General features: G+C 68.9%; 19 protein-coding genes. 15 read left to right on the forward strand and 4 right to left on the reverse strand.

Annotated features, from left to right (window positions below; all coding sequences use genetic code 11):
* Positions 1–62 precede the first annotated feature (62 nt).
* Positions 63–524, forward strand: a complete 462-nt coding sequence (locus V6M45_RS06790; protein WP_332654899.1) for a peptidylprolyl isomerase — start codon at positions 63–65, stop codon at positions 522–524.
* Between the two features lie 36 nt (positions 525–560).
* Here V6M45_RS06790 and rnd read toward each other — a convergent pair whose 3' ends face one another.
* Positions 561–1,709: a ribonuclease D gene (gene rnd / locus V6M45_RS06795; RefSeq protein WP_332654901.1), complete on the reverse strand. Its 1,149-nt coding sequence runs from the start codon at positions 1,707–1,709 to the stop codon at positions 561–563.
* 80 nt (positions 1,710–1,789) lie between these two features.
* Between rnd and purM the strand changes: the two genes are divergently transcribed.
* On the forward strand, positions 1,790–2,827 hold the full coding sequence (purM, locus tag V6M45_RS06800; protein WP_332654903.1) for a phosphoribosylformylglycinamidine cyclo-ligase: 1,038 nt from the start codon (positions 1,790–1,792) through the stop codon (positions 2,825–2,827).
* Here the strand turns inward: purM and V6M45_RS06805 are convergent.
* Positions 2,824–3,291 (reverse strand): hypothetical protein, encoded by a 468-nt coding sequence (locus tag V6M45_RS06805; RefSeq protein WP_332654905.1) that lies wholly within the window; start codon positions 3,289–3,291, stop codon positions 2,824–2,826. The two genes, purM and V6M45_RS06805, sit on opposite strands and share 4 nt — an antisense overlap.
* Positions 3,292–3,404: 113 nt before the next feature.
* Between V6M45_RS06805 and V6M45_RS06810 the strand changes: the two genes are divergently transcribed.
* From V6M45_RS06810 to V6M45_RS06830, 5 genes are all read left to right on the forward strand, one after another.
* Positions 3,405–4,784 carry a M20/M25/M40 family metallo-hydrolase gene (locus V6M45_RS06810; RefSeq protein ID WP_332654906.1) on the forward strand — a complete coding sequence of 460 codons (1,380 nt, stop codon included), beginning with the start codon at positions 3,405–3,407 and terminating at the stop codon, positions 4,782–4,784.
* Positions 4,784–5,389 carry a phosphoribosylglycinamide formyltransferase gene (gene purN / locus V6M45_RS06815; protein WP_332654909.1) on the forward strand — a complete coding sequence of 202 codons (606 nt, stop codon included), beginning with the start codon at positions 4,784–4,786 and terminating at the stop codon, positions 5,387–5,389. Before V6M45_RS06810 ends, purN begins: the two co-directional genes overlap by 1 nt.
* A 72-nt stretch (positions 5,390–5,461) precedes the next feature.
* Positions 5,462–7,525, forward strand: coding sequence for a M13 family metallopeptidase (locus V6M45_RS06820; RefSeq protein ID WP_332654911.1), 2,064 nt, complete (start codon positions 5,462–5,464; stop codon positions 7,523–7,525).
* A 168-nt stretch (positions 7,526–7,693) separates the two neighbouring features.
* The gene (locus V6M45_RS06825) at positions 7,694–7,963 is read left to right on the forward strand and encodes a helix-turn-helix domain-containing protein (protein WP_332654913.1); all 270 of its coding nucleotides are present in this window, start codon (positions 7,694–7,696) and stop codon (positions 7,961–7,963) included.
* The gene (locus tag V6M45_RS06830; RefSeq protein ID WP_332654914.1) at positions 7,953–9,635 is read left to right on the forward strand and encodes a SulP family inorganic anion transporter; all 1,683 of its coding nucleotides are present in this window, start codon (positions 7,953–7,955) and stop codon (positions 9,633–9,635) included. Before V6M45_RS06825 ends, V6M45_RS06830 begins: the two co-directional genes overlap by 11 nt.
* Positions 9,636–9,694: 59 nt before the next feature.
* Here the strand turns inward: V6M45_RS06830 and ndk are convergent, their stop codons facing one another.
* Complete coding sequence (ndk, locus tag V6M45_RS06835; RefSeq protein WP_332654915.1) at positions 9,695–10,114, reverse strand: nucleoside-diphosphate kinase; 420 nt, start codon at positions 10,112–10,114, stop codon at positions 9,695–9,697.
* A gap of 180 nt (positions 10,115–10,294) precedes the next feature.
* Between ndk and V6M45_RS06840 the strand changes: the two genes are divergently transcribed.
* The 6 genes from V6M45_RS06840 to V6M45_RS06865 all read left to right on the forward strand — a co-directional run bounded on the left by V6M45_RS06840 (position 10,295) and on the right by V6M45_RS06865 (position 13,905).
* Entirely contained in the window at positions 10,295–12,181 is a 1,887-nt protein-coding gene (locus V6M45_RS06840) for an ABC-F family ATP-binding cassette domain-containing protein (protein WP_332654918.1), read from the forward strand.
* Positions 12,178–12,432, forward strand: coding sequence for a DUF2164 domain-containing protein (locus V6M45_RS06845; protein WP_332654920.1), 255 nt, complete (start codon positions 12,178–12,180; stop codon positions 12,430–12,432). The genes V6M45_RS06840 and V6M45_RS06845 overlap by 4 nt, the downstream gene beginning before the upstream one ends.
* A gap of 123 nt (positions 12,433–12,555) precedes the next feature.
* Positions 12,556–13,014 carry a DNA polymerase III subunit chi gene (locus V6M45_RS06850; protein ID WP_332654921.1) on the forward strand — a complete coding sequence of 153 codons (459 nt, stop codon included), beginning with the start codon at positions 12,556–12,558 and terminating at the stop codon, positions 13,012–13,014.
* A 77-nt stretch (positions 13,015–13,091) separates the two neighbouring features.
* Entirely contained in the window at positions 13,092–13,325 is a 234-nt protein-coding gene (locus V6M45_RS06855) for a hypothetical protein (RefSeq protein ID WP_332654922.1), read from the forward strand.
* Positions 13,326–13,342: 17 nt separating this feature from the next.
* Positions 13,343–13,636, forward strand: coding sequence for a hemolysin (locus tag V6M45_RS06860; RefSeq protein ID WP_332654923.1), 294 nt, complete (start codon positions 13,343–13,345; stop codon positions 13,634–13,636).
* Positions 13,627–13,905, forward strand: coding sequence for a peptidase inhibitor I78 (locus tag V6M45_RS06865; protein ID WP_332654925.1), 279 nt, complete (start codon positions 13,627–13,629; stop codon positions 13,903–13,905). The genes V6M45_RS06860 and V6M45_RS06865 overlap by 10 nt, the downstream gene beginning before the upstream one ends.
* Before the next feature lie 140 nt (positions 13,906–14,045).
* Here V6M45_RS06865 and V6M45_RS06870 read toward each other — a convergent pair whose 3' ends face one another.
* Complete coding sequence (locus V6M45_RS06870; protein WP_332654926.1) at positions 14,046–15,521, reverse strand: leucyl aminopeptidase; 1,476 nt, start codon at positions 15,519–15,521, stop codon at positions 14,046–14,048.
* A 132-nt stretch (positions 15,522–15,653) separates the two neighbouring features.
* Here V6M45_RS06870 and V6M45_RS06875 point away from each other — a divergent pair, with 132 nt between their 5' ends.
* The gene (locus V6M45_RS06875) at positions 15,654–16,787 is read left to right on the forward strand and encodes an LptF/LptG family permease (RefSeq protein WP_332654927.1); all 1,134 of its coding nucleotides are present in this window, start codon (positions 15,654–15,656) and stop codon (positions 16,785–16,787) included.
* On the forward strand, positions 16,784–17,887 hold the full coding sequence (locus V6M45_RS06880; protein WP_332654928.1) for an LptF/LptG family permease: 1,104 nt from the start codon (positions 16,784–16,786) through the stop codon (positions 17,885–17,887). Before V6M45_RS06875 ends, V6M45_RS06880 begins: the two co-directional genes overlap by 4 nt.
* Positions 17,888–17,897 lie beyond the last annotated feature (10 nt).

Genomic DNA, 17,897 nt, shown 5'->3' on the forward strand with positions numbered 1-17,897 from the left:
ACATAGCCCCCGGCGGGTTTGCGGGCTATGCACCCGCGACAATTCACAAGGAGCAGCCCCCGATGGCCGAAACCCTGACCTTCACTCTCGACACCGGCGACGGCGAAGCCCGCGACGTCGTCATCAAGCTGCGCCCGGACCTGGCGCCGGGCCACGTGGCCCGCATCACCGAGCTGGCCAACGAAGGCTTCTACGACGGCGTGGTGTTCCACCGCGTCATCGCCGGCTTCATGGCCCAGGGCGGCGACCCGACCGGCACCGGCACCTCGGGCTCGTCGAAGCCGAACCTGAAGGCCGAGTTCTCGAAAGAGCGCCACGCCCGCGGCGTCTGCTCCATGGCCCGCACCTCGGACCCCAACAGCGCCAACAGCCAGTTCTTCATCTGCCTGGACGACGCCTCCTTCCTCGACGGCCAATACACCGTCTGGGGCGAGGTGATCGAAGGGATGGACAATGTCGACGCCTTGCCCAAGGGCGAACCGCCCCGCAATCCGGGCAAGATCGTCAAGGCGACTGTGAACTAGATATCGAAAGGGCCGCTCGTTCGAGCGGCCCTTTTTCTATTCGATCTCCACGACCTCGACCCGGGGTCCGTTCAGGACCAGGGCGATCTCGCCGCGCTTGAGCTTGAGGGCGTCCTCGCCGAACAGTTGGCGGCGCCAGCCCTTCAGAGCGTCGACGTCCGCGTCGTCGCTGAGCGCGATCTTCTCGAGATCGGCGACATTGGCCAGCAGCTTGGTGGCCACGCCGGCGTTGTCGCTCTTGGCCTTGAGCAGCACCTTGAGCAGTTCGACCACCGACGGCGGCGCCGGCTGGTTGTGGGAGGGGCGTTCCAGCTTGGGCGCGTGAGCCTCGGGATCGGCCAGTACGCGGTTGAGCTCGGCGGTGAGTTCGACGCCGAGGCGCGAGGCTCCGAAGCCCTTGGGCACCGAACGCAGGCGGTTGAAGGCGTCCGGATCGGTCGGGCCCTGGGCCGCGATCTCGTCGATGGCCTCGTCCTTGAGGATGCGGCCGCGCGGCTGGTCGCGCTCCTGCGCCGCCCGCTCGCGCCACACCGCCGTGGCCACGAAGGCGGCCAGGTATTTGGCGGAGTATTTCTTGGGTTTCAGACGCTTCCAGGCCTTTTCCGGGTCGGTGTCGTAGAGGGCCGGATCGGTCAGATCCTCCATCTCGGCCATGACCCAGTCGAGGCGGCCTTCCTTCTGCAGCCGGTCGCGCAGCTTCGGATAGAGGGCCGCCAGATGGGTGACGTCGCCGAGAGCGTAAACCAGCTGGGCGTCCGACAGCGGGCGGCGGCCCCAGTCGGTGAAGCGGCTGCCCTTGTCGACCTCCTGGCGCAACATCTGGCGCACCAGCGCCTCATATGAGACCTGATCGCCGAAGCCGGCGGCCATGGCGGCGACCTGGGTGTCGAACATCGGCCTCGGCATGGCGCCCAGTTTGACGAAAATCTCCACGTCCTGACGGGCGGCGTGGAAAACCTTCAGGATCGATTCGTCCCGCAAGAGGTCAAGGAAGGGCGACAGGTCGAGCCCCTCGGCCATCGGATCGATGATGGCGGCGTCCGTGGCCGAGGCGGCCTGGATCAGGCACAGGCGCGGCCAGTAGGTCGTCTCCCGCATGAACTCGGTGTCGACGGTGATGAAGGGGGCGGCGGCCAGACGTGAGCAGAAGTCGCGCAGCGCCTCGGTGGTGGTGATCGGCGTCATTCGGATGCTATAGCCCCGCGCAATGCGGTTGTGGCAAGAGCCGCCGCACAAATCCGCCCACTGATTCAGGCCCGTGACCGATGAGCGACACCCCAGAAAGCCCGCGCAACGGCCTGACCTACGCCGACGCGGGGGTGGATATCGACGCCGGCGAGATGCTGGTCGACGCCATCAAACCGCTGGCCAAATCCACCCGCCGGCCCGGCGCGGAGGCCTCGCTGGGGGGATTCGGAGCCCTGTTCGACCTCAAGGCCGCAGGTTTCGAGGACCCGCTGATCGTCGCCACGACGGACGGCGTCGGCACCAAGCTGAAGATCGCCATCGAGACCGGACGGCATGACGGCGTCGGCATCGACCTGGTCGCCATGTGCGTCAACGACCTGCTGGCCCAGGGCGCCGAGCCCCTGCTGTTCCTCGACTACTACGCCACCGGCAAGCTGGAGATCGACGCGGCGAAGCGGGTCGTGGCCGGGATCGCCGAGGGCTGCCGCCAGGCCGGCTGCGCCCTCGTCGGCGGCGAGACGGCCGAAATGCCGGGCATGTACGCGGGCGGCGACTACGACCTCGCCGGCTTCTCGCTCGGGGCGGTCGAGCGCGGTCATGCCCTGCCGTATCTGGACCGCCAGGCCGAGGGCGACGTCATAATCGGCCTGGCCTCGTCCGGCCCGCATTCGAACGGCTACTCCCTGATCCGCAAGGTGGTCGAGAAATCGGGCCTGTCGTGGGGCGACGACGCCCCCTTCGCCAGGGACCGCACCCTGGCCCAGGCCCTAATGGAGCCGACCCGCATCTATGTGAAGCCGGTGCTGCCGCTGATGAAGGCCGGACTGATCAAGGGCGCGGCCCACATCACCGGCGGCGGCCTGATCGAGAACCCGCCGCGTTGCATCGCGGAAGGCCTGCACGCGGCGTTCGACTGGGACGCCATCCCCCTGCCCCACGTGTTCCAGTGGCTGGGCGAGACCGGCGGCATCTCGGATCACGAGATGCGGCGGACCTTCAACTGCGGCGTCGGCTTCATCCTGGTGGTCGCGCCGGAGAACGCCGAGCCGGTTCTGGCGGCCCTGCTCAACGCCGGCGAGGTCGCCTTCGTCTGCGGCCAGCTGGCGGCGGACTAGCTCGCCTCGTCGTCGAGGATCGAATAGCTGACGCGGACGATGGTCGCGCGGCCCGGGTTCTGGTGGACCGTGGCCGTCAGGCCATCACGGGTCCAGACCGGCCAGTCCTCGGGCTCGTCCGGCGCCGGCGCGAAGCCGGCGCGCTGCAGGGGCCCGGCCACGGCGTCGCGGGCCTGGGCGAAGCCGCCCGAGCGCGCCTGAACCTCGCAAACCCGCCGCAGGGTGCCTTCCCCGGCGTCGCCGCTGACGGTCAGTTTGACCAGATGATGCCCGTTGGACGTTTGCAGGTCCTGCGGCCCGTCGCCGCCCGGCCGCGGCGACAGTCCCGCCAGGGCGATATTGTCCGCGGAGGCCTCGCCGGTATCGGCGAAAGGCAGACAGACGCCCACGACGATGTCGCGTGTCGTCTGGCCGGCGGTCTGGGGAGCGGCGGCCAGGGCCGCGGCGAGGATCAGGGCGTACATGGGGACCTCCTGCGCTCACTGTCCGGGAGGAAGGCCGAGAGCGCAAGCCGCCGCATTGACCGGCGCCCTCCGCCCCGGCAAGGTCCGCGCCTTCCACACCCATGAGGTCGCCGATGCGCGCGCTGTCGATCGCCCTGGCCGGGCTGATGCTGATTTCGGGACCGGCGGCGGCCCAGACGCCCGCGCCTTCCGAACACGCCCTGCTCCACCAGCTCGCGGGCGAGGTCCGCCCAGAACGGATGCGCGCCGATATCGAGGCCATGGTGAGCTTCGGCACCCGTCACACGATGTCCGAAACCGCCTCTGACACCCGTGGAATCGGGGCTGCGCGGCGCTGGGCCCAGCGTGAGTTCGAGGCCATCGGCCGGGGCTGCGGCGGCTGCCTGACCATCGTCACTCCCTCGGACACCGTGACCAACGCCCGCATCCCGACCCCGACAGAGGTGGTCGACGTCGTCGCCATCCAGCGCGGGGCGGGTGATCCGAACCGGGTCATCATCATCTCGGGCCACATCGACTCGCGCGTCACGGACGTGATGAATTTCACCGACGATGCGCCCGGCGCCAATGACGACGCCTCGGGCGTGGCCGCCGTGCTGGAGGCCGCCCGCGTGCTGTCGAAGCACCGCTTCGACGCCACCCTCGTCTACGCCGTGCTGTCGGGCGAGGAACAGGGCCTGCTCGGCGGCAAGATCCTGGCCGACTACGCCCAGGCCCAGGGCTGGCGGGTCGAGGCCAATCTGAACAACGACATCGTGGGCAATTCCGAGGGCCAGTCCGGCGTGCGCGACACCACCCGGGTGCGGGTCTTCTCGGAAGGCACCAAGACCGTCGAGACCGCCGCCCAGGCCGAGCGCCGGCGCTACAATGGCGGCGAGGTCGATTCCTCGTCCCGCAACCTGGCGCGGTTCGTCGACGCCCTCGCCGACCGCTACATCACCAATTTCGACGTCGACATGATCTATCGCACCGACCGCTACGGCCGCGGCGGCGACCAGGTCGAGATGCTGCGCCATGGCTTCCCCGCCGTCCGCATCAGCGAAGGGGCCGAAAACTACGATCGCCAGCACCAGGATCTGCGCGTCGAGGGCGGCGTCCACTACGGCGACACGATCGATGGCGTCGATTTCGACTATCTCGGACAGGTCGCGCGTCTGAACGTCGTCGCCATGGCCGCACTGGCCAACGCGCCGGCCACGCCGCTGGGCGTGACCATCGAAGGGGCGGTCAAGCCGGACACGACCCTGAAGTGGCAGGCGGTTCCCGGCGCGGCCGGCTATCGGGTCTGGTGGCGGCCCACCACGGCGGCCCAGTGGACCCACAGCCGCTGGGCGGGCTCGGCCACCGAGCTGGTGCTGCCGGGCGTGGTCATCGACGACTGGTTCTTCGGCGTCTCGGCCGTGTCCGAGGACGGCTACGAGAGCCCGGTGGTCTTCCCCGGCCCGCCGGGGTCGTTCGTCTCGGTCGGCGACCCGGCCCCGCCCGCCCGCTGATGCCGAACCCGCGTTCCGGCCGCGTCCGCGCCGCCGTCCTGATCTCCGGCGCCGGCTCCAACATGGCCGCCCTGGTCGACGCCGCGCGTGACGCCGACTGCCCGTTCGAGGTCGCCCTGGTCCTGTCCAACAAGCCGGACGCCGGCGGTCTGGCCGTGGCGCGGGAAAAAGGCGTGCCGGTCGCCGTGGTCGACCATCGCGATTTCGGCAAGGACCGCGAGGCGCACGAGCGCGCCCTCGACGCGGCGCTGACGGCGCGCGGGATCGAGGTCGTCGCCCTCGCCGGCTACATGCGCCTGCTGACCCCGTGGCTGGTGCAGCGGTGGGAGGGCCGGATGCTGAACATCCACCCCAGCCTGCTGCCCAGATATCCCGGTCTGGACACCCACGCCCGGGCGCTGGCGGCCGGCGACCACGAGGCGGGGTGCACCGTCCACCTCGTCAGCGAGGGCGTCGACGAGGGCCCCATCCTGGCCCAGGCGAGGGTTCCGGTGCTGCCCGGCGACACGCCGGCCAGCCTCGCCCAACGGGTTCTGACAGCGGAACACGGCCTTTACAGCCAGGCCCTCGCCGACTTCTGCCGCGCGCAGATGAGAAGTTTGTAATCTGACGAGTTTCGCCGCGACAGGGCCCGGCGCCTGAGTCAGGTTACCGCCGAATTTTCATTGGGAGCCTCCATGCTCAAGCTTCGCCTCATGGCCTGTGCGGCCAGCGCCGTTCTCTTGCTCGCCGCCGGCGCCGCCGCGGCCCAGAGCAGCCCTCCGATCGTCGAGATCCCGTCGACGAACCAAGCCGAGATCGGCGAGTTCGGCTTCGATGTCGGCGGCATGGACGCGACCGTGGCCCCGGGCGCCGACTTCAACCGCTTCGCCAACGGGACCTATCTGCGCAACACGCCGATCCCCGGCGACAAGACGTCCTTCGGCGTGTTCGACATGCTGTACGATCGCTCGCAGGACAATCTGAAGACCCTGATCGAGGAGAGCGCGGCCGACCCGACCTCCAGCCCTGAAGCCGCCCGCATCGGCGCCTTCTACGCCAGCTTCATGGACGAGGCGGCAGTCAATGCCCTGGGCGCCAGCCCGCTCGCAGCGGACCTTGCCGAGGTCCGCGCCGCCGACACGCGCGAGGAAATCGCCGAACTGATGGGCCGCACCCAGCGCGGCTTCGGCTCCAGCCTGTTCGGCGGAGCGATTTTCGAAGACCTCAAGGAGCCGGACAAGAACAGCGCCTATGTGGTCCAGGGCGGTCTCGGCCTGCCGAACCGCGACTACTATCTGGAAGCCAATTTCGCGGAACAGAAGACGGCCTATCAGGCCTATGTCGCCAAGGCGCTGGAACTGGGCGGCTGGCCCAACCCGGAACAGGCCGCCGCCGACATCGTCGCCTTTGAAACGCGCATCGCCGAACATCACTGGACGCAGGTCGAGAGCCGTCAGCTGGAGAAGCTGTACAATCCGACTACGGTGGCCGAGCTGGCCGTCGCCGCCCCGGGATTCGACTGGGCCGCCTGGGCCCGCGGGGCCGGACTCGACAGCGCTCCGATGCTGGTGGCGATGAACAACACCGCCTTCCCGGGCATGGCCTCCGTCTTCGCCGAGACCCCGATCGAGACCCTGCAATCGTGGCAGGCCTTCCACGTCATCGACCAGGCGTCGCCCTATCTGTCGCAGGCCTTCGTCGACAACCGCTTCGACTTCTTCGGCAAGGTCCTGAACGGCCAGCCCGAGAACCGGCCGCGGTGGAAGCGGGGCGTCCAGCTGGTGGACGGCTCGCTGGGCGAGTCGCTGGGCAAGGAATACGTCGCCCGTCACTTCCCCGCCGAGTCCAAGGCGCAGATGGAGGCGCTGGTCGCCAACCTGCGCCGGGCCATGACCGCGCGCATCGAGGGACTGGAGTGGATGAGCCCCGAGACCCGCCAGCAGGCGCTCTACAAGATGAGCCGGTTCGGGGTGAAGATCGGCTATCCCGAGCAGTGGCGCAGCTATGACGGCCTGCGGCTGGAGCCGGGCGACCTCTACGGCAACGTCGAGCGCTCCTCGGCTTTCGAATGGGAGTGGAACCTCGGCAAGCTGAACCGGCCGGTCGACCCGCTGGAGTGGGGCATGACGCCCCAGACGGTGAACGCCTACTACAACCCGCCGCGCAATGAGATCGTCTTCCCGGCCGCCATCCTGCAGGCGCCGTTCTTCGACCCGAACGCCGATCCCGCGATCAACTACGGAGCCATCGGCGGCGTCATCGGCCACGAGATCACCCACGGCTTCGACGACCAGGGCCGCAAGGTCGATGGCGACGGCGTGCTGCGCGACTGGTGGACGGCCGAGGACGCGGCCAAGTTCGAGGAGCGGGCCCGGGTGCTGGGCGCGCAATACTCGTCGCTGAGCCCGTTCGAGGGCGTGACCGTCAACGGCGACCTGACCATGGGCGAGAACATCGCCGACCTCGGCGGCCTGCTGCTGGCGCTGGACGCCTACCACCTCTACCTCGACGGGCAGCCGGCGCCGGTGATCAACGGCCTGACCGGCGACCAGCGCGTCTTCCTCGGCTGGGCCCAGGTCTGGCGCGAGAACATCCGCGACGAGGCCCTGCGCCAGCAGGTCACCGTCGATCCGCACTCTCCCGCCCAGTATCGCGCCGCCGCGACGGTGCGGAACATCGACGCCTGGTACGAGGCGTTCGGGGTCAAGCCGGGCGACGAACAGTACCTCGCGCCCGAGGCCCGCGCCCGCATCTGGTAAGCGAGCGCGCAGGACAGTCTGGACACGGCCCCGGCGGGCGAACCGCCGGGGCCGTTTTCTTGGGCGCAGCCCTGGATTCCGACCGTCGCACTGCGCAGGCCAATCCGCCACACTTGCGCTATCAGCTCCACTTGATGATATATCATATATCATGCGAGCGACCTCCCGATGATCTCAGGCCCCCAGCTTCGCGCCGCCCGGGCGCTTCTCGGCATCGACCAGCGCGAGTTGGCCCGGCTGGCCGGGTTATCGCCGCAGACGGTGCAGCGAATGGAAGCCTGCCCCGGCTCGGTGCGCGCCGTGGTCGACAGCCTGGAGAAGGTGGTGACGGCCCTGGCCGAGGCCGGAGTCGAGATGATCGCCGACGGCGCTCCGAGCCAGGGGACGGGACGCGGGGTGCGGCTGGTCGAGCGGAAGGCGGCGGGCGATGGGCGCTGACTGGAAACTGTTTCTGCCCAAGACCGTCACAGTCCTGAGGCAGGGTTACCGCTTCGCCGACTTCCGCGCCGACGGCGTGGCCGGGCTGACCGTCGCCGTCGTGGCCCTGCCGCTGGCCATGGCGCTGGCCATCGCCTCGGGCGCACCGCCGGAAGCGGGTTTGGTTACGGCCGTGGTCGCGGGCTTCCTGATCTCAGCCCTCGGCGGCAGCCGCTTCCAGATCGGCGGCCCCACCGGCGCCTTCGTCGTCATCGTCTACGGGGTCATCAGCAAGCACGGCTATGACGGCCTGCTGATGGCCACCCTGATGGCGGGCCTCATCCTGGTCGTGGCGGGGCTCGCCCGGGTCGGAAGCCTGATCAAATACATCCCCGACCCCGTCACCACCGGCTTCACCAGCGGCATCGCGGTGGTGATCATGGCCAGCCAGATCCCCGATCTACTGGGCCTCACGGCGATCGGGGTCCCGGCCGAGTTCATCCCGAAGCTGCAGGCCCTGTGGGCCGTACGGGACACCTTCACCCTGCCGGCGGTCGGCCTGTCGGCCGCCTGTGTCGCCGCCATCCTCGTGCTGCGACGCTACGCCCCCCGCATTCCCGGCTTCCTGGTCGCCACCGTCGTCGCGGCCGTGGTCGTCGCCGCTCTCGGACTGCCGGTCGAGACCATCGGCTCGCGCTTCGGCGACATGAACGCCCGCATTCCCGCGCCCGACCTGTCCTTCTGGACCTGGGGCAAGGCGGCGGACTTGCTCCCCAGCGCCCTCGCCATCGCCCTTCTGGCCGGGGTCGAGTCCCTGCTCTCGGCCGTGGTCGCCGACCAGATGACCGGCCGCCGGCACCGTTCGAACATGGAGTTGACCGCGCAGGGCGTGGCCAACATCGCCTCGGCCGCGGTCGGAGGCCTGCCGGCGACCGGCGCCATCGCCCGGACCGCGACCAACATCCGCTCCGGCGCCCGCACCCCCGTGGCCGGGATGCTGCATGCCGTCTTCCTGCTGGTCTTCATGCTGGTGCTGGCGCCGGTGATGGTGTTCGTGCCGATGGCGGCGCTGGCGGCCATCCTGGTGGTCGTGGCGATGAACATGGCCGAGACCCACCGCTTCCGCCTGATCCTGCGCACCTCGAGCGGCGACCGGGCGGTGCTGCTCGCGACCTTCGCCCTCACGGTCCTGGTCGATCTGACCGTGGCCATCGGCGTGGGCATGGCCCTGGCGACCTTTATCTTCATGCACCGGATGTCCGAGCTGGCGACACTCGAAGGCCGCGCCCCTCTGATCGAGGGCGACCGGCCCGACAATGGCGAAGGCCGCTACGCCCCCAACCAGGGTCTTCCGGACGACGTCGGCGTGCTGACCTTCCGCGGCCCGCTGTTCTTCGGCAGCGCCAGCCTGATCAAGGATGCGCTGGATCGGATCGGCGCCCGGCGACGGACCTACATCCTGCGGCTGGAGGAGGTGCCGATGCTGGACCCCACCGGGGCCCTGGCCTTCGCCGACCTGCTGGGCCGGATGCAGGGCGACGACGCCGAGGTCATCGTCGTCGGGGCCAGCCACCCCGTGCTGAAGTCGCTGATGCAGGCGACGCCGCGCGACCGGCTCCGGCGGGTCCGTTTCGTCAAGACCTTCGCCACCGCCCGCAAGCGGGTCGAGGCGGCGCACCTGGCCTGCGCATAGCGAAACGGCCGGCTCCCGCGAGGGAGCCGGCCGTTCATATCAATGGCGGGACCGTCGGATCAGCCGACGATCTGGTCGTCCGTGAAGAACTGCGCGATCTCGATCTTCGCATTCTCGAGGCTGTCCGAGCCGTGCACCGAGTTCTCGCCGATCGACAGGGCGAACTGCTTCCGGATGGTGCCTTCCGCGGCCTGTTCCGGATTGGTGGCTCCCATGACTTCGCGGTACTTGGCCACGGCGTTGTCCCCTTCCAGCACCTGGACCACGACCGGCTCGGCGGTCATCTGGCCGACCAGTTCGCCGTAGAACGGACGCTCGGCGTGGACTTCGTAGAATTTCTTCGCCTGGGCCTCGGTCAGTTTGACGCGGCGCTGGGCCACGATGCGCAGGCCGGCGCCCTCGATCACGGCGTTGATGGCGCCGGTCAGGTTGCGGCGCGTGGCGTCGGGCTTGATGATCGAGAAGGTGCGTTCGGTCATGGGAGTGACTTCTTGTTGGGAGATTGAAGGTCGCGGGCTTATAGACGCGCCCTCCGCCCTTTCCAAGGCGTCCCTATCGCTCGCGGCGCGGCCGCGCGCTGCTTGAGGGGCGATCCCTTTTTTCCCCTATCGCTTCCTGCCGTCGGGAGCGCCCTCGCCTATCGGATCCGCTACGTCGTCATGCTCCAGATCACCGACCTGACCTTCAACGCCTGGGGCCGCAAATTCCTCGAGGACGCCTCCGTCAGCCTGCCGCCCGGAGCCAAGGTCGGCCTCGTGGGCCGCAACGGCATCGGCAAGTCGACCCTGTTCAAGCTGATCCTCGGCGAACTGGCCGCCGGCGGCGACGAGATCAGCCTGCCGAAGACCGCCCGCATCGCCTCCGTCGATCAGGAGCACCCGGCCACGCCTGTCAGCGTGCTGGAGACCATCCTCGAGGCGGATGTCGAACGCCACGACCTGCTGACCCGGCTCGAAACCGCCGAGCCCGAGGAGATGGGCGAGATCTGGACCCGGCTGATCGAGATCGACGCCGACGCCGCCCCCGCCCGCGCCGCTGAAATCCTCGTCGGCCTCGGCTTCGATCAGGAGAACCAGCAGCGCCCGATGTCCGAGTTCTCGGGCGGCTGGCGCATGCGCGTGGCCCTGGCCGCGGCCCTGTTCGCCGAGCCGGACATGCTGCTGCTCGACGAACCGACCAACTACCTCGACCTCGAGGGAGCGCTGTGGCTCGAGGCGCGGCTGAAGAAATACCCGCACACCGCCCTGATCATCAGCCACGACCGGGAGCTGCTGAACAACTGCTGCACCCACATCCTGCACCTCGCGAACCGGACGCTGGAGCTCTACACGGGCAACTACGACATGTTCGAGAAGGCCCGGGCCGAGAAGGCGCGGCTGCAGCTCTCGGCCAAGGCCAAGCAGGACGCCGAGCGCGCCCACCTGCAGGCCTTCGTCGACCGCTTCAAGGCCAAGGCCTCCAAGGCCGCCCAGGCCCAGTCGCGCATGAAGCGGCTGGCCAAGATGCAGCCGGTGGCCACCACCATCGAGGAACGGGTCGCCCCCTTCACCCTGCCCTCGCCGCCCCGTCCCCTGGCCCCGCCGCTGATCCGTCTGGAGCAGGCCAATGTCGGCTATGAGCCGGGCAAGCCGATCCTGCGCAATCTGAACCTGCGCATGGACCTCGACGACCGCATCGGCCTGCTGGGCGTCAACGGCGCCGGCAAGTCGACCTTCGCCAAGATGATCGCCGGTGCGCTGAACGTCGAAACCGGCGAACTGCACCGCGACCGCAAGATGCGGGTGGGCTGGTTCCACCAGCACCAGATCGAGGCCATGGACCCGACCGACACCCCGCTGGAGATCATCCGCCGCGCCATGCCGGACGCAACCGAGAGCAGCCGCCGCTCGAAGCTGGCGCAGTGGGGGCTCGGCTACGAGAAGCAGGAAACCACCGTCGCCTCCCTGTCCGGCGGCGAACGCGCGCGCCTGCTGCTGAACCAGGTGGCGATGGACGCGCCGCACATCCTGATCCTCGACGAACCGACCAACCACCTCGACATCGACAGCCGCCGGGCCCTGCTGGACGCCCTGAACGAATACTCAGGGGCCGTGATTCTGATCACCCACGACCGCTCGCTGATGGAGCTGGTCGCCGACCGGCTGTGGCTGGCCGCCGACGGCACGGTGAAGCCGTATGACGGCGACATGGACGACTATGCGAAATTCGTCCTGGACCGGGCGAAGCAGGCGGCGGTCAAGCCGAGCCAGGTCAAGCAGGAGGCCGAGGCCAAGGCCGCGCCTGCCCCCGCGCCTGCGAAGAAGAACGACAAGAAATCGGGCCCCTCTCCCTCGACCTTGCGCCATGCGGTCAAGAAGGCCGAGGAGCGGATGGCGGCCCTGACCGCCGAGGTCGCCCGCATCGACGACGACCTCGCCAACGCCGCCGTCAGCAATCCCAAGGCGCTGGAGGGCCTGACGCGGGCGCGGGCGAAGACCCAAGCCGACCTTGAGGCCGCCGAAGCCGCCTGGATGCAGGCCGAGGAAGCGCTGGCGGAGGTCGCATGAGCAGGCCGATCGAGCTCTCGCGCGAGGCGCGGCAGGCCGCCGCCGCCAGCCTGCGACAGGTTCTGGCCGATGAACTGGACATAGAGATCGGGGCCCTCCAAGCCGAACTGATCCTCGACCGCCTAGTCCTCGACCTGGGCCCCATCCTCTACAACCGCGCCCTGACCGACGCCCGCGCCGTCATCGCGGCCAAGGCGGAGGACATGGACGAGGCCCTGTACGGACTGCAGCGTCAGACGGACCTGCGCTGACGAGCAGGGCGTGGGCGCGTCGCGTCGACGCCCTGAGGTTCGCGACTGGCGAACAACGCCGGAAGTCGCCATCCTGCCCTTCTCGCCGAGATAGTCCTCGGAACGACCCCCAACACGGTTCTGATGAGCGATAGCGCGGAAATCTGGTTCTACCACCTCGAGCGCTCGACGCTCGACCAGGTGCTGCCCGGCCTGCTGGAGAAAACGCGCGAGCGGGGCTGGCGGGCGCTGGTCCGCGCCGCCGACGAGCGGCTTCTCGACGACATCGATGAACGCCTGTGGACATACAGGGACGACAGTTTCCTCGCCCACGGCCGCGCCACGGAGCCCGAGGCGACGCGCCAGCCCATCCTGCTGACGCAGACCGAAGAGAACCCGAACGGCGCTCAGGCGCTGTTCATCGTGGACGACGCACAGCTTGGCGATACGAAAGGGTTCGATCGATGCTTCATCATCTTCGACGGCAGGGACGAGGCGGCGCTGGCGGCGGCCCGGGTGCGCTGGAAGACGTTGAAGGACGGCGGCGCCAACCTCGCCTACTGGAAGCAGTCGCCCGAAGGGCGCTGGGAAAAGGCGGCCTGATCGCGCTCACTGCGCTCACCGCCTGTTCGACGCCGGCCTCGGACGCCCCTGCCCCTCGCGCCGTCGAGGAAGCCCAGATGAGCCAGCCGGTCGGGACCCGCCCCGTCAATCCGACGACGGACATCTGCCGCGCCGGCGAGATGCAGTGGCTGGTCGGGAAACCGAAGACCGAAATCCCCGTTCCGGTGGACGTGGTCAATCGCCGGGTCACCTGCACCACCTGCCCCGTGACCGAGGACTATTCGCCCCACCGCCTGAACATCTTCTTCAACGACCAGACGGACATCGTCGAACAGGTTCGTTGCGGCTGAAGCCAAGGAGACGCCTGATGAAGTTCCGATTGCTCACCCTCGCCGCCTTCGGCCTGACAGCCGCCGCATGTGCGCCCGTGGACAGCGACCCGGCGCCCATGCCGCCCGGGAACGGCCCGTCGCAATGCCGGGCCGATCAGTATCAGCGCTACATCGGCCGCAACCGGTCGGAACTGCCGCCACCGCCCGCCGGCGAGGTCTGGCGCGTGACCTGCACCACCTGTCCGGTGACCATGGACTACAACCCCAACCGTCTGAACATCCTCTTCGACCAGTCCAGCGGCGTGATCCGCGAGGTCAAATGCGGATGAGAGCCCTGATCCTCATGGCCGGCGCCCTCGTGCTGGCCTCCTGCGCCCCGGTGACCGAGACGTCGCCGCCCGCCGGACCGCAACGCTGCGACGCCGCCGGCGCGCGTTCGCTGATCGGGTCCCACGTCGGAGCCGTCACCTTCCCGGCGGACGCCAATGTCCGCATCGTCTGCACCACCTGCCCGACGACCAAGGACCTGCGCCCGGATCGCCTCAACGTCCGCTTCGACGAAGCGACGGGCATCATCCGGAGCGTGGATTGCGGCTGATCGTCGTCCGCTCCAGCTGCGGCTGAACCCGGCCATACGACCCGGTCGGAATCGCAGCGCCGCCACCAGGCGGGGCCGCAATTGAAACGACCGACGGAGCTGCGCCCCGTCGGTCGTCTTCCTGTGGAGAGAGGGGCTACTCAGCCCTCGTAGCTGTCGGCCACCATGCGATCGAGGGTGCGCACGCCCCAGCCGACGGCGCCGTCCGGCACGGTCGGGGACTTGCTGTCCTTGACCCAGGCCGTCGGCGCGATGTCGATGTGGGCCCACGGCACGCCATTGGTGAAGCGCTGCAGGAACAGGGCGGCGGTGATCGAGCCGCCGGCGCGGCCGTTGCCGGTGTTCTTCACATCGGCGATCGGGCTGTCGATGTGGCGCTCGTAGGCGGCCGGAATGGGCATCCGCCAGGCGTTCTCGCCGACCTTGGGCGCGGCCGCGAGGAAGTTGTTGGCCAGCTCGTCCGAGTTCGAGAACACACCGGCGTACTCGAGCCCCAGGGCGACGATCATGGCGCCCGTGAGGGTGGCCAGATCCAGCATGAATTTCGGCTTGAAGCGCTCCTGGGTGTACCAGAGGCAGTCGGCCAGGACGAGGCGGCCCTCGGCGTCCGTGTTCAGCACCTCGACCGACTGGCCGGACAGCGACATGACCACGTCGCCCGGACGCTGCGCCGCGCCGTCAGGCATGTTCTCGACGAGGCCCAGGACGCCGACGGCGTTGACCGCGGCCTTCCGGCCGGCGAGGGCGTGCATCAGGCCGGCCACGGCGGCGGCCCCGCCCATGTCCCACTTCATCTCTTCCATGCCCTCGGCCGGCTTGATCGAAATGCCGCCGGTGTCGAAGCAGACGCCCTTGCCGACGAAGGCGATGGGCTGGTCGCCCTTCTTGCCGCCGTTCCACTTCATGATGGCGACCTTGCTCTCGCGCACACTGCCCTGGCCGACGGCCAGCAGGGTGCGGAAGCCGAGCTTCTCGAGCTCCTTCTCGCCAAGGATCTCGACCTCGAGGCCGAGCTTCTCAAGCGCCTTGACCCGGCGGGCGAACTCTTCCGGATACAGGATGTTGGCCGGCTCGCTGACCAGGTCGCGCGAGAACTCGACGGCGTCGGCCACGGGCGACAGCGTCTTCCAGGCGGCCTCGGCGCCCTTCACGTCGGCGGCGACGACCTTGATCGTCTCGATCGACGGCGTCTTCTCGGGCTTCAGCGTGGTGCGGTATTTGAGGAAGCGGTAGGCGGCCAGACGAGCGCCGAAGGCGGCGCGGGCGGCCTGGCCGGCCGACAGGGTCGAGCCGTCGATGGTCAGCGAGGTCGCGCCCGACAGCTTGACGGCGTGGTAGGCGGCGCCGGCCGCCGTCTCGATGGCCAGATCGTCGAACCTGGCGGCCTCGCCCGCGCCGGTCAGCACGATCGTGCCCACATCGACGCCAGTCGGAGCCGCGACGATCAGGGTGCTGTTCGAAGCGCCGGTGAAGCGGCTGGCGTTCATGGCCCGGGTCAGGGCGCCGGAGGCCGCCGCGTCGAGGTTTCCGCCCGTCCCGTGCAGGGCCCGTCCCTCATGTACCAAAAGGGCCAGGACTTCGGCTCCGCTGGCGGACGCGACGAACTCGATCTTCATGGGCTACTCCTGCCGGGATGGAACGCCCCGGTCGTACTTGCAAGGACGTGCGCCAGCGACTGTCGCCGGTGCACGGGGATGTGTATTAGAGGCGTTCCGGCCGCCGCCTGCAACGGGCGATTTCCTCCGCTTATGACGCTGATTCAAGGCTATCTTTTTCGCCAGATTGCCCGCCCGGTCGTCGGAGCGTGCGCCGCGCTGGCCGGAATCGGCATCCTGAGCCAGAGCCTCGATCAACTTGAGGTTATTGTCGAGCGTGGCCAGAGCGTCTGGGTCATGGTCAAGTTGACGCTCCTCGCAGTGCCACAACTTCTGGCGGTGATCATCCCGATCGGCCTGTTTGTCGGGGCCCTGATGGCCCTCACGCGACTGCAACGGGAGCAGGAACTGACGGCCGTGTTCGCCTCCGGAGTCACGCGTTGGGCGGCGATTCGCCCCGCCGTGCGCATCGCCGCGATCGCCGCGCTCCTGACTCTGGTGATCACCACCGTGCTGCAGCCGTGGGCCCAGCGACAGGCGCGCGCCGAGGCCTTCGCCGTGCGCACCGACCTCGCCGCCCTGCTGGTGGAGGAGGGTCGCTTCGTCCAGGGGCCGGAGGGGCTGACGGTTTATGTGCAGCAGATCGAGCAGAACGGCCTGTTGAAGAACATCTTCATCTACCAGGCCGGGGACGACCGGGTGACGACCTGGGATGCAGCCGAGGCCCGTTTCTCGCGCATCGACGGCGAGCCGATCCTGACCCTGATCGATGGCTCGTGGCAGCGCTATTCCAGCCGGGGCGTGCTGGAGCACCTGTCGTTCGGGCGTCAGGACGTGCCGCTGGGTCAATACTCCGAAGTGACCGACACGATCCGCTACAAGCCTTCGGACCTGTATCTGCCCCAGCTCCTCAACCCTTCGCCGCAGGATCTCGGGCGGGTCGGTTCCGCGGGCGAACTGCGGGCCGAGGCGCATTCGCGGCTGTCGGCGCCCCTCTACGCCCTTCTGGCCATGGCCATGGCGCTGTCGGCCATCCTTGGCGGGCAGTTCAGCAGGACCGGCTATAGCCTGCGTATCGCCCGGGTCGCGGGCGCCTTTCTGATCCTCCGCATCGTGGGCTACGGCGTGGTGGCGGCCAGCGCCTGGAACGGCTGGCTCAACGTCTTCCAATATCTGCTGCCCGTCGCCGGAACGGCCATCGCCCTGCGCCTGCTGTTCCGGGCGCTGAAGCCCCGCCGTCGCCGTTCGTGGCCCGCCCTCGAGCGGCTGAAGGCGAGGTTCGCATGACCGCGGCCTGGCTTCGCCTCGGGCGGATCGAACGCTATGTGCTGGTCCAGCAGGCTCGCTCCCTCGCCATCGCCCTGGGCGTTATCGCCGCCCTGATCATGCTGATCGACTTCGTGGAAATTTCCCGCGGAGTCGGCTCGGACGTCGATCTGTCCGGCATGCGCATTCTCGGCCTGATGCTGCTGAAGTCGCCCCAGGTGATTATCCAGTTGCTGCCGTTCGTCTTCCTGTTCGGGACCCTCGCCGCCTTCGTCGGCCTCAACCGGCGCAGCGAGCTGATCGCCATGCGGGCGGCGGGGCTGTCGGCCTGGCGGTTCGTTCTGCCGGCCGCCGGCGCGGCCTTCCTGTTCGGAGCCATAACGGTGACCGCGCTCGGCCCGCTCGCGGCGTCGGCGGACGGTCTGTTCCAGCGCGAGCGCACCCGCCTGTCGGGCGCGGCGAATGCGGCCGAGGCGGTGTGGATCCGCGAAGGCGACGACACACGGCAGATGGTGATCCGCGCCGAACGCCAGGACCGGGCCAACGCCCGCCTTCTGGGAGTGACCTTCTTCATCTACGCCAACGACGGAGACGGACACCGGACCTTCCGTGAACGGATCGACGCCGCCTCCGCATCGCTGAGCGCCGGACGCTGGCGTCTGGTCGACGCGGTCGGCGCCCAGATCGGCCAGCGCGCAGTGCGCTACGAGACGCTGGACCTGCTCTCCAGCCTCGCCGACGATGAGGCGTTCGAGCGGTTCGCACGGCCGCAATCGACGCCGTTCTGGTCGCTGCCCGCCCAGATCGCGCGGGTCGAGGCGGCCGGGTTTTCCAGCACCGCCTACCGGCTGCGCCTGCAGCAGTTGCTGGCCACCCCCCTGATGTTTGCAGCGATGTCGATTCTGGCCGCCGCCTTCTCCCTGCGCCTGATGCGCCTCGGCGATCTGGCGCGCATGAGTCTGGCGGCCGTGGTGCTTGGCTTCGGCTTCTTCTTCGTCAACCAGGCGGCTTCCGCGTTCGGCTCGGCCGAGGTCATTCCCCCGTGGCTCGCGGCCTGGCTGCCGCCCTTGCTGACGGCGCTCGCCGCCTTCACCTTGCTGTTCTATACCGAAGACGGCTAAGCGAGCCGCC

It is taken from the genome of Brevundimonas sp., assembly GCF_036676055.1.
In the GTDB taxonomy this organism is placed as follows: Bacteria; Pseudomonadota; Alphaproteobacteria; order Caulobacterales; family Caulobacteraceae; genus Brevundimonas.

What these genes read in the sequence shown, in the direction of transcription:
- V6M45_RS06845 (WP_332654920.1), top strand. Translation starts at nt 12,178, where the DNA reads ATGAGCAGGCCGATCGAGCTCTCGCGCGAGGCGCGGCAGGCCGCCGCC.
- V6M45_RS06860 (WP_332654923.1), top strand. Translation starts at nt 13,343, where the DNA reads ATGAAGTTCCGATTGCTCACCCTCGCCGCCTTCGGCCTGACAGCCGCC.
- V6M45_RS06870 (WP_332654926.1), bottom strand. Translation starts at nt 15,521, where the DNA reads ATGAAGATCGAGTTCGTCGCGTCCGCCAGCGGAGCCGAAGTCCTGGCC.
- purN (WP_332654909.1), top strand. Translation starts at nt 4,784, where the DNA reads ATGCCGAACCCGCGTTCCGGCCGCGTCCGCGCCGCCGTCCTGATCTCC.
- V6M45_RS06825 (WP_332654913.1), top strand. Translation starts at nt 7,694, where the DNA reads ATGATCTCAGGCCCCCAGCTTCGCGCCGCCCGGGCGCTTCTCGGCATC.
- V6M45_RS06855 (WP_332654922.1), top strand. Translation starts at nt 13,092, where the DNA reads ATGAGCCAGCCGGTCGGGACCCGCCCCGTCAATCCGACGACGGACATC.
- V6M45_RS06880 (WP_332654928.1), top strand. Translation starts at nt 16,784, where the DNA reads ATGACCGCGGCCTGGCTTCGCCTCGGGCGGATCGAACGCTATGTGCTG.
- V6M45_RS06820 (WP_332654911.1), top strand. Translation starts at nt 5,462, where the DNA reads ATGCTCAAGCTTCGCCTCATGGCCTGTGCGGCCAGCGCCGTTCTCTTG.
- V6M45_RS06810 (WP_332654906.1), top strand. Translation starts at nt 3,405, where the DNA reads ATGCGCGCGCTGTCGATCGCCCTGGCCGGGCTGATGCTGATTTCGGGA.
- V6M45_RS06850 (WP_332654921.1), top strand. Translation starts at nt 12,556, where the DNA reads ATGAGCGATAGCGCGGAAATCTGGTTCTACCACCTCGAGCGCTCGACG.
- purM (WP_332654903.1), top strand. Translation starts at nt 1,790, where the DNA reads ATGAGCGACACCCCAGAAAGCCCGCGCAACGGCCTGACCTACGCCGAC.
- V6M45_RS06790 (WP_332654899.1), top strand. Translation starts at nt 63, where the DNA reads ATGGCCGAAACCCTGACCTTCACTCTCGACACCGGCGACGGCGAAGCC.
- V6M45_RS06865 (WP_332654925.1), top strand. Translation starts at nt 13,627, where the DNA reads ATGCGGATGAGAGCCCTGATCCTCATGGCCGGCGCCCTCGTGCTGGCC.
- V6M45_RS06805 (WP_332654905.1), bottom strand. Translation starts at nt 3,291, where the DNA reads ATGTACGCCCTGATCCTCGCCGCGGCCCTGGCCGCCGCTCCCCAGACC.
- V6M45_RS06875 (WP_332654927.1), top strand. Translation starts at nt 15,654, where the DNA reads ATGACGCTGATTCAAGGCTATCTTTTTCGCCAGATTGCCCGCCCGGTC.
- rnd (WP_332654901.1), bottom strand. Translation starts at nt 1,709, where the DNA reads ATGACGCCGATCACCACCACCGAGGCGCTGCGCGACTTCTGCTCACGT.
- V6M45_RS06840 (WP_332654918.1), top strand. Translation starts at nt 10,295, where the DNA reads ATGCTCCAGATCACCGACCTGACCTTCAACGCCTGGGGCCGCAAATTC.
- V6M45_RS06830 (WP_332654914.1), top strand. Translation starts at nt 7,953, where the DNA reads ATGGGCGCTGACTGGAAACTGTTTCTGCCCAAGACCGTCACAGTCCTG.
- ndk (WP_332654915.1), bottom strand. Translation starts at nt 10,114, where the DNA reads ATGACCGAACGCACCTTCTCGATCATCAAGCCCGACGCCACGCGCCGC.